This is a genomic window from Mycobacterium arosiense ATCC BAA-1401 = DSM 45069 (assembly GCF_002086125.1).
Taxonomy (GTDB): Bacteria; Actinomycetota; Actinomycetes; order Mycobacteriales; family Mycobacteriaceae; genus Mycobacterium; species Mycobacterium arosiense.
Window position 1 is genome coordinate 1 of sequence record NZ_MVHG01000135.1, and the last position, 8,581, is coordinate 8,581.

9 protein-coding genes, 1 other RNA gene and 1 pseudogene are annotated in these 8,581 nt (G+C 65.0%); 9 read left to right on the forward strand and 2 right to left on the reverse strand.

Translation table 11 applies throughout. The features are described from left to right. The 8 genes and pseudogenes from BST14_RS26870 to BST14_RS30210 form a co-directional block, all read left to right on the forward strand. A pseudogene (locus BST14_RS26870) lies at window positions 1–201 on the forward strand (hypothetical protein); the annotation flags it as partial. Between the two features lie 43 nt (window positions 202–244). After that, the gene (gene ftsE / locus BST14_RS26875) at window positions 245–934 is read left to right on the forward strand and encodes a cell division ATP-binding protein FtsE (RefSeq protein ID WP_083067344.1); all 690 of its coding nucleotides are present in this window, start codon (window positions 245–247) and stop codon (window positions 932–934) included. Further along, window positions 935–1,828: a permease-like cell division protein FtsX gene (ftsX, locus tag BST14_RS26880; protein ID WP_083067338.1), complete on the forward strand. Its 894-nt coding sequence runs from the start codon at window positions 935–937 to the stop codon at window positions 1,826–1,828. A 2-nt stretch (window positions 1,829–1,830) separates the two neighbouring features. After that, window positions 1,831–2,340: an SsrA-binding protein SmpB gene (gene smpB / locus BST14_RS26885; RefSeq protein ID WP_065052255.1), complete on the forward strand. Its 510-nt coding sequence runs from the start codon at window positions 1,831–1,833 to the stop codon at window positions 2,338–2,340. Then, a complete protein-coding gene (locus tag BST14_RS26890) occupies window positions 2,337–3,179 on the forward strand; it encodes an EamA family transporter (RefSeq protein ID WP_142279637.1) in 843 nt (280 codons plus the stop codon). The genes smpB and BST14_RS26890 overlap by 4 nt, the downstream gene beginning before the upstream one ends. A gap of 17 nt (window positions 3,180–3,196) precedes the next feature. Next, window positions 3,197–4,042, forward strand: a complete 846-nt coding sequence (locus BST14_RS26895; protein WP_083067339.1) for a maleylpyruvate isomerase family mycothiol-dependent enzyme — start codon at window positions 3,197–3,199, stop codon at window positions 4,040–4,042. An 89-nt stretch (window positions 4,043–4,131) separates the two neighbouring features. Next, window positions 4,132–4,499, forward strand: a transfer-messenger RNA (tmRNA) gene (gene ssrA, locus BST14_RS26900). A 359-nt stretch (window positions 4,500–4,858) separates the two neighbouring features. Further along, window positions 4,859–5,110: a hypothetical protein gene (locus BST14_RS30210; RefSeq protein ID WP_158085939.1), complete on the forward strand. Its 252-nt coding sequence runs from the start codon at window positions 4,859–4,861 to the stop codon at window positions 5,108–5,110. Window positions 5,111–5,158: 48 nt separating this feature from the next. Here BST14_RS30210 and BST14_RS26910 read toward each other — a convergent pair whose 3' ends face one another. Together BST14_RS26910 and pdxR are read right to left on the reverse strand one after the other, a co-directional pair. After that, complete coding sequence (locus BST14_RS26910; protein ID WP_083067341.1) at window positions 5,159–6,601, reverse strand: winged helix-turn-helix domain-containing protein; 1,443 nt, start codon at window positions 6,599–6,601, stop codon at window positions 5,159–5,161. Between the two features lie 79 nt (window positions 6,602–6,680). Further along, window positions 6,681–8,000 carry a MocR-like pyridoxine biosynthesis transcription factor PdxR gene (gene pdxR / locus BST14_RS26915; protein ID WP_083067342.1) on the reverse strand — a complete coding sequence of 440 codons (1,320 nt, stop codon included), beginning with the start codon at window positions 7,998–8,000 and terminating at the stop codon, window positions 6,681–6,683. A gap of 307 nt (window positions 8,001–8,307) precedes the next feature. Between pdxR and BST14_RS26920 the strand changes: the two genes are divergently transcribed. Beyond that, complete coding sequence (locus BST14_RS26920) at window positions 8,308–8,487, forward strand: DUF8691 family protein (RefSeq protein ID WP_083067343.1); 180 nt, start codon at window positions 8,308–8,310, stop codon at window positions 8,485–8,487. The last annotated feature ends 94 nt before the right edge of the window (window positions 8,488–8,581 follow it).

Consider the following 8,581-nt stretch of genomic DNA (forward strand, 5'->3'; position numbering starts at 1 on the left):
CCACCACCCCCGCCACCGCCGCCACTACCTGTGACGACGACCACGACCACGACCACGACTCCGCCGTTCCAGCTACCACAGTTGCCGTGCATTCTTCCGGCGCCGTTCTGCCCGCCCAGCTCGAGCCCGGCCACGCCACCGCCGCAGCAACCTCAGCCGGGGCCCGGACCGGTTCCGACTTCGCCGCCGCCGGCCAGTTGACTTCGCCTGCCAGCGAAATTCACCGCTACACTGGCGTGCCGTGATGATCACCCTGGACCATGTCAGCAAGAAGTACAAAACGTCGGCGCGCCCAGCGCTGGAAGACGTCAACGTCAAGATCGACAAGGGTGAATTCGTCTTCCTGATCGGCCCGTCGGGCTCGGGCAAGTCGACGTTCATGCGGCTGCTGCTCGGCGCCGAGAACCCGACCAGCGGCGACGTCCGGGTGTCGAAGTTCCACGTCAACAAGCTGCGCGGTCGTCACGTCCCGAAGCTTCGCCAGGTCATTGGCTGCGTCTTTCAGGACTTCCGCCTGTTGCAGCAAAAGACGGTGTACGAGAACGTCGCGTTCGCGTTGGAAGTGATCGGCAAACGATCCGACGCGATCAACCGGGTGGTGCCCGACGTGCTGGAAACCGTCGGCCTGTCCGGCAAAGCCAACCGATTGCCCCACGAGTTGTCCGGTGGTGAGCAGCAGCGGGTGGCGATCGCCCGCGCGTTCGTCAACCGGCCCCTGGTCCTGCTGGCGGACGAACCGACGGGCAACCTCGACCCAGACACCAGTAAGGACATCATGGATTTGTTGGAGCGGATCAACCGCACGGGGACGACGGTGCTGATGGCAACGCACGACCACCACATCGTCGACTCGATGCGCCAGCGCGTCGTTGAGCTGTCGCTGGGCAGGTTGGTTCGCGACGAGCAGCGCGGCATTTACGGGATGGACCGCTAAGTGCGCTTCGGTTTCCTGCTCAACGAGGTTCTGACCGGGCTTCGCCGCAACGTCACCATGACGGCCGCGATGATCCTGACGACCGCGATCTCCATCGGCCTGTTCGGCGGCGGTCTGCTGGTGGTCCGGCTGGCCGACAACTCACGCGAGATCTATTTGGACCGCGTAGAGACGCAGGTGTTTCTGGCCGACGACATCTCGGCCAACGACACGACGTGTGCGTCCGCGCCGTGTAAGGGGTTGCGCGAAAAGATCGATGTACGCCAAGACGTCAAATCGGTGCGCTTCGTCAACCGTCAGGATGCCTACAACGACGCCATCAAGAAGTTCCCGGAGTTCAAGGACGTGGCGGGCAAGGACTCGTTTCCCGCGTCATTCATCGTCAAACTGAACAATCCCGAGCAGCACGCGGAGTTCGATGCCGCGATGCAGGGCCAGCCCGGGGTACGCAGCATTCTCAATGAGAAGGACCTCATCGACCGGCTGTTCGCCGTGTTGGACGGCTTGCGCGATGCCGCGTTCGCCGTCGCCCTGGTGCAGGCGGTCGGGGCGATCCTGTTGATCGCCAACATGGTGCAGGTCGCGGCGTACACCCGGCGCACCGAGATCGGAATCATGCGGCTGGTCGGTGCCAGCCGGTGGTACACCCAGCTGCCCTTCCTGGTCGAGGCGATGCTGGCCGCGTCCATCGGTGTGGCCATCGCCGTGCTCGGACTCATGTTGGTCCGTGCATTGTTCCTGGACAACGCGCTGAGCCAGTTCTACCAAGCTCATCTGATCGCCAAGGTCGATTACGCCGACATCCTCTATATCTCGCCGTGGTTGTTCCTGCTCGGCGTGTCGATGGCGGCGGTGACGGCCTATGCGACCTTGCGCCTCTATATACGGCGGTAGCGATGGCCAAGGGTTCCGGCCGGGCCAAGGCGGCTGGCGGCAAAGGTGGCAGCAAACAAGTTATTGCCACCAATCGCAAAGCGCGACACAACTATTCGATCATCGAGTTGTTCGAGGCCGGAGTGTCCTTGCAAGGCACCGAGGTGAAAAGCCTTCGGCTGGGCCAAGCCTCGTTAGCTGATGCCTTTGCAACGATCGACGACGGCGAAGTCTGGTTGCGCAACTTGTACATTCCCGAGTATCAGCACGGTAGCTGGACCAACCATGAACCGCGTCGAAACCGAAAACTGTTGTTGCATAGGCAACAAATCGACAGGCTGGTGGGCAAGATACGAGATGGTAACCTCGCGTTGATGCCGCTGTCGCTGTATTTCTCGGAGGGCAAGGTCAAAGTCGAGCTGGCCCTCGCGCGCGGTAAAAGGGCCTACGACAAGCGCCAGGACATGGCGCAGCGTGATGCACAGCGTGAGGTGGTTCGTGAAATGGGACGGCGAGCAAAGGGCATGACCTGATCGGGGCGGCCTACGCGCAGCTGTCGGCCGTGACGTACGGCGTCAGCGACTTCGTGGGCGGCGTAGCAGCGCGGCGGGTGGCCGCGCTGCGCGTCATGCTGGTCGCCTACCCGATCGAGACGCTGTTGCTGGGCGCGATGGCCGTGTTCGTCGGCGGGCCGGTTCACGCCGGTGCCGTTCTGTGGGGTTGCCTGTACGGCATCGGCATGGCGTTCGGAATGTGGGCGTTCTTCGCCGCGCTTGGCTCCGGCCCGATTTCGGTGGTCTCGCCACTGGCCGCCGTGCTCAACGCCGCGGTGCCCGTCGCCGTGGGCATGGCGTTGGGGGAGCGGCCCGGGCAAGCGGCCCTGGTGGGCGTCGTCCTGGCGCTGGGCGCGGTGATGCTGGTCAGCCGCGAGGCTCCGGTGGAAGGAACGCCGTACCGGTTCACTCCAAAAGTGGCTTGGCTCACCGTGGTCGCGGGTTCGGCGATGGGGCTGAACCTGGTGTTTCTGCATCAGGCGCCGCACGTCTGCAAGCTCTGGCCGCTGGTCTTCGCCCGGGTCGCCGCCAGCCTGGTCGTGTTCGCCATGGCCAAAACCAGCCAGAACCTGGCGATGCCGCGCGGCCGCCCGCTCAAATTGGCCGTGGCCGTCGCCGTGCTGGACATCTTCGCCAACATCACCATGCTGGCCGCTCTGCACACCTGGCTGTTGTCGTTGGCCAGCATCCTGATTTCGCTGTATCCGGCCGCGACGGTCGTGCTGGCGATGGTGGTACTGCGCGAGCGGGTGACCCGCCTGCAGGGGATCGGCATGGTCCTCGCCATGGGATCCGTGGCGATGATCGCCTCGGCCTGACGGCCTACGATCCGAGCATGGCCGATCGCCCCGTCACCAAACTCGACAAGTCCACCGTGCTCACCGGTCTCTTCGCGGTGTGGGACGACATCGATGCGCTGTTGGGCGGGCTTTCCGAAGCGCAATGGCGGGCGGCCAGCCCGCTGCCGGGCTGGGACGTCAAGGCCCTGGTGTCGCACATGATCGGCACCGAGTCGTTCCTCGCCGGCATCGCCGCGCCCGAGCCCGATGTCGACGTTTCCGCGTTGGACCACGTGCGCAACAACGTCGGCGTGATGAACGAGTGCTGGGTCCGTCATCTGAGCGCGCACGCCGACGCCGACGTCTTGGAAAGCTTCCGGGCGATCACCGCCGATCGGAGCGAAGCGCTGACGAACATGTCCGGCGAGGAATGGGATGCGGCGACGATGACTCCCACCGGCCCGGACTCCTACGGCCGGTTCATGCGGATCCGGGTGTTCGACTGCTGGATGCACGAGCAAGACATTCGCGTGGCGTTGGCCCGCTCGCCGTCCGATGACGAGCTCGCCGGGCCGGCGGCGTCGCTTGCCGTCGACGAGATCGCCGCGACGATGGGGTACGTGGTGGGCAAGCTGGCCAAGGCGCCTGAGGGCTCACGCATCCAATTCGACCTCACCGGCCCGTTGACCCGCACCATCCGGGTCAGCGTCGACGGCCGGGCCGCGGTGGTCGACGACTTCGCCGGTCAGGACCCGACCTCCACCATCCGGCTGGACGGGTTGCAGTTCACCAGGCTCGCCGGTGGCCGCCCGATGTGTCCCGCCCGCGCCCAGGACATCGACCTGGACGGCGACAAAGGCGTGGCCGCCCACGTCGTCGAGCACCTGAATTTCGTGATCTGATCGCAGCCCGGCCGGGGAAGATCATCCCGTCGCCGCTGGTTGATAGGCGGGTACCATGGATATTCCTGCCGAAAGTCGGTGGGGTGCGAGGGGCTGAAAGGTTTCGACTTCGCGCATCGAATCAAGGGAAGCGTGCCGGTGCAGGCAACTGACCACCGTAAGCGTCGTTGCAAACAGATAAGCGCCGATTCACATCAGCGCGACTACGCTCTCGCTGCCTAAGCGACAGCTAGTCCGTCAGACCGGGAAAGCCCTCGACCCGGACCCTGGCGTCAGCTAGAGGGATCCACCGATGAGTCCGGTCGCGGGACTCATCGGGACACCAACAGCGACTGGGATCGTCATCTCGGCTTGTTCGCGTGACCGGGAGATCCGAGCAGAGGCATAGCGAACTGCGCACGGAGAAGTCTTGAGGGAATGCCGTAGGACCCGGGTTCGATTCCCGGCAGCTCCACCGAGAATGTCCTGTTCAAAGCCAGACCCATGGTTGGCTTACGCCCGGGGTGAGCGGCTTTAATCGTCATACGACGGCGATGACACGCCGCGCACGCCCGAAACCGCATCGCAAGGAGCTCTCATGACCTATCGCCGTTTTGCTGGGGCGCTCGGCGCGGTGGTGGCGGTGGTGGCGGTGGTGGCGGCGGCCACTATTCCCGTTCCGGCCCATGGCGAGCCGCCGACGAAGTGTCTGACCAACACTCCCAAGGGCAAGCAGGTCTACGTGCCCTGCGATCTGCTCAACGCCGGCGCCAATTTTCCGCCGGGGCAGCGTTGCCCTCCACCGCTCGAGCAGTACCCGAAAGACGTGGCGGACTGGTGTGGCGAAGGCCCAGGCCTTGCAAGTACCACGCCCGCGAGTCCGACGACTCCCACGAGCCCGACGAGTCCCGCGAGTCCGACGACTCCCACGAGCCCGACGAGCTCTACGACTCCTACCAGCTCGGTGCGGCCTACGAGCCCAACGAGTCCGACAAGCCCAACGAGTTCCACGAGCGCGGCGGCTCCGGGCAACGCACCGAACGGCTAACGAGACGCAACGAACTGGCAGTTCAACCCCAAAAGCTTTGACAGAGCGCCGGTTTCGATCCCCTGCAGCCGCACGGGGAACATGCCGAATTACAGCAGGCCGAGTTCTCGTGCCCGGATGACCGCCCCGCTGCGGTGCTCGACGTGGAGCTTGCGGTACACGGCGCGCTGGTGGGTCTTCACGGTGTTAAGTGAGATATATAGCTGCGCACCGATCTCGCTTCGCGATAGCCGGGTGGGGAGCAAGCGAAGGACCTCGAGCTCTTTGGGGGTCAGTTCCTCACCGACCGCACACCCCTGGGTGCGCGAAGCACTGTGCGCGATGTCGCCGCCAGCGACCAGATGGGGCACCGCCTCATCGACAAGGCCTTCGCGCTTGAACCAGTCCGCGGCTCGTCGGTGCAGATCGGTTACCAGATCGGGCTCGCTGCGACGCAGCTCGGTGCGCAACAACTCTCCGAACAGCTGGTGATAGCGATACCACTGACGCGACATGTCCAACGGCACCACGAACAGGTTTTCGCGCTCGATCTTCTCCAGAACCGAGGCGGAGTCAGACGTTTCGAGCACCGCATCGCACAGCCGACCGCTGAGTCGCCCCAAGATTGATGTGCGCAACAAAAACTCGCGCAGGTGCGAAGGCTGACCCTCGAGTACCTCGGCCATCAAGTAGTCAACGATGTGACGGTTGTCGCCTGCGAAGGTCTGGATGAATGCTGCCGCATCGATGCGCCCGGCCAACGACAGCCCGGCGAGATACAGTCCCGCGGCCCACCCCTCCGTGCGGCGAAATAGGAGCTGGACTTGCGCGTCGGTCAACTCCAAACCGAGCACGCCGCCAAACAGGTCCGCGGCTTCGCCGGCTTCAAAGCGAAGCTGCTCGGCCCGCAGCTCTAGCAGCTCGCCGCGGGCGCGCAACCGCGCCAACGGCAGCATGGGATCCGAGCGAGCGGCGATCACCAGCTGGAAAGTCTGGGGCATCCGTTCCACGACGAAAGCCACCTGCTCGTGCACGGTCCGATTTTCGACAAGGTGGTAGTCGTCGAGGACCAACGCGATCTGGTAGTCGATGGCGGCCAACTCGTCGAGCAAGGTGGGCAACACGACCCGTCGAACGTCGGCACCCATCGTGATGTGCTTGAGCGCGCGCGGCGCCACCCCCGGGACGGCCTTGCCCAGCGCCACGATCGCGCAGGCCCAGAATCGCGCCGGCTCGTTGTCGGACGCATCGAGGGACAGCCAACCCCGTCGACGGCGGTCATCGGCGCCGCGCACCCATTGCGCCAACAGCGTCGTCTTGCCCCAGCCCGCTGGCGCGCTGAGCAGCGTGAGCTTGCGCGAGGGTTCCGTCGACAAGGTGTCGATCAGGCCTGCTCGTTCGATGAGCTGAGCGCGGATGGCCGGCGGCTCCGACTTGGTGGCGAGCAGCACCGCCGGCTCGCCAGCTCCACTCGGTGCCTTGCCCTCGAACTCGAATGGGATCGGCGTGATGCACAGCAGATCGGCGACTGCGGAGCTGCCTGCCACTGTCATGCATGCAACGCTAATCCTCGTATCTCGCTGTTCGTGGGCCACTTGGGTGCGGCGAGATGGGGCCAGTTGAGCCGGATCCTCAGGGCAGCAGTCGGATCAGCGCATCCAGTGCAGCTGACCATGCGCTCGGCGCGGGCGCTGCAAACCCGATGACCAATCCATTCCGCGTGCTGCCGGCTTCGGGATGGCGAAACTGATCAAGACCGTCCACGCCGAGCCGTCGCCACTCGCGTTGGCGACAAAGCGCGCTTTCGTCGGCCCCGTCAAGTTCAAGCAGCACCTGTAGACCCGCGGGCATTCCTGCGACGGTGGTCGTCGGTGACGACCGGGCGACAGCGGCGACGAGTTGCTCGCGGCGGCGCCGGTACTGGGCGCGCATGGTGCGAATGTGTCTGTCATAGGAACCGGACAAGATGAATTCGGCCATTGCCAACTGGTCAACAAAGCCCGAGGTCTCCTCGCGCTCGCCCCTTTGCCGGCCCACCGCATGGACGAGCCGGTCCGGCAGCACCAGCCACCCGAGCCGAAGCCCCGGCGCCAGCGACTTGCTCGCCGTGCCCATATAGTTGACATGCTCGGGATCTATGCCTTGCAGCGCGCCGACGGGGCTGCGGTCGTAGCGGAATTCGCCGTCGTAATCATCTTCGATGATCAGTCCGCCGGTACGTCGCGCCCAGTCAACGACAGCTGCGCGGCGGTCGGAACGCAGAGGCACGCCAAGCGGGAACTGGTGCGACGGCGTGAGCAGCGCAGCGCCCACATCTGCCATGCCATCGAGAGCCATGACGTCAGCGCCATGCGAGTCCACTGTGATTGGGGGGCAACGTAATCGGGCCCGAGCGAGCGACGCCCGCTGCGTGTGCAGGCCGAACGCCTCGACGGCAACGGCCGTGAACCCGGCTGCTGCCAGCGCGCCGGCCACCAGGTTCAACCCTTCGGCGGCGCCGCTGCAGATGACGATGTTGCTTGGTCGGGCCCGAACTCCCCGGGCGCGAGCGAGATACTCGGCAATGGCGCTGCGAAGCTCCGGCCGCCCATGTGGATCGGTGTAGCCGAACGCCTCGAACGGTGCAGCGTGCAACGCGCGCTTGACCGCACGACTCCACTCCGTCCGTGGAAACGACGACAGATCCGGACGGCCCGGCCGTAAGTCGTGGTCCAACCGCTCCATCCCTCGTTGCGGCGGTGAAGCGCCGGGCCGGACGACTTCGGCACGTTGGGCAACCAATGTGCCCGAGCCCTGTTGTGACGTCAGCAAGCCCTCGGCGATGAGTTCGGCGTACGCACGGGCAACGGTGTTTCTCGCGACACCGAGGTCGGCGGCCAGCGCGCGACTCAAAGGCAACTGGATGCCCGGCACCAATCGCCCCGAACGGATCGCGACGCGTATGGCTTCCATCACCCGTCGCGTACCCTGCCGCCGGGGCGATCCAGGTAGAGATCCAACCCGGCGACCGAGCTTGGTGATCCGGTTTTTACGTGCGTGTCAGTGCTCGTGGTCGTTACCAATCGGGGGATTGGACAGCTGCTGGGGCTCCTAAAAGCGGTACTAAGACTGCGCCGGACCGTCGTCCCCACGTGGACCCTGAGGCCACCGGCCGCGGCGCTGAGACACCTGACTCACCCGGGTGAATTAGCGCGCCGGGTGATGACGACTCACCCGACGCCGGCGAATGCTGTATTTGCAGTTGGCGGGCGGAGGGTAGATGCAACCGACGATGTACCGGATCTGCATCCGAGGCCGCGTGACCGAGCGCCTCGCGTCGGCGTTAGAAGGGATGCGGCTCGAGGCCGGTGTGGGCGAAACCGTGTTCATAGGTGAAATTCGCGACCAGTCACAGCTTTACGGACTCCTCGACCGGGTTCGTGATCTAGGAGCTTGCTGAATTAGGGGTTTGTGGGGCGGGGCGTCTCGAGCCGTCTCGCGGCGTGTTGGAGTCAGACCCTCGGGTCGACAGAAAAGAGATCGCCCCGCCGGGT

What these genes read in the sequence shown, in the direction of transcription:
- BST14_RS26920 (WP_083067343.1), top strand. Translation starts at nt 8,308, where the DNA reads ATGCAACCGACGATGTACCGGATCTGCATCCGAGGCCGCGTGACCGAG.
- smpB (WP_065052255.1), top strand. Translation starts at nt 1,831, where the DNA reads ATGGCCAAGGGTTCCGGCCGGGCCAAGGCGGCTGGCGGCAAAGGTGGC.
- pdxR (WP_083067342.1), bottom strand. Translation starts at nt 8,000, where the DNA reads ATGGAAGCCATACGCGTCGCGATCCGTTCGGGGCGATTGGTGCCGGGC.
- ftsE (WP_083067344.1), top strand. Translation starts at nt 245, where the DNA reads ATGATCACCCTGGACCATGTCAGCAAGAAGTACAAAACGTCGGCGCGC.
- BST14_RS26895 (WP_083067339.1), top strand. Translation starts at nt 3,197, where the DNA reads ATGGCCGATCGCCCCGTCACCAAACTCGACAAGTCCACCGTGCTCACC.
- BST14_RS26910 (WP_083067341.1), bottom strand. Translation starts at nt 6,601, where the DNA reads ATGACAGTGGCAGGCAGCTCCGCAGTCGCCGATCTGCTGTGCATCACG.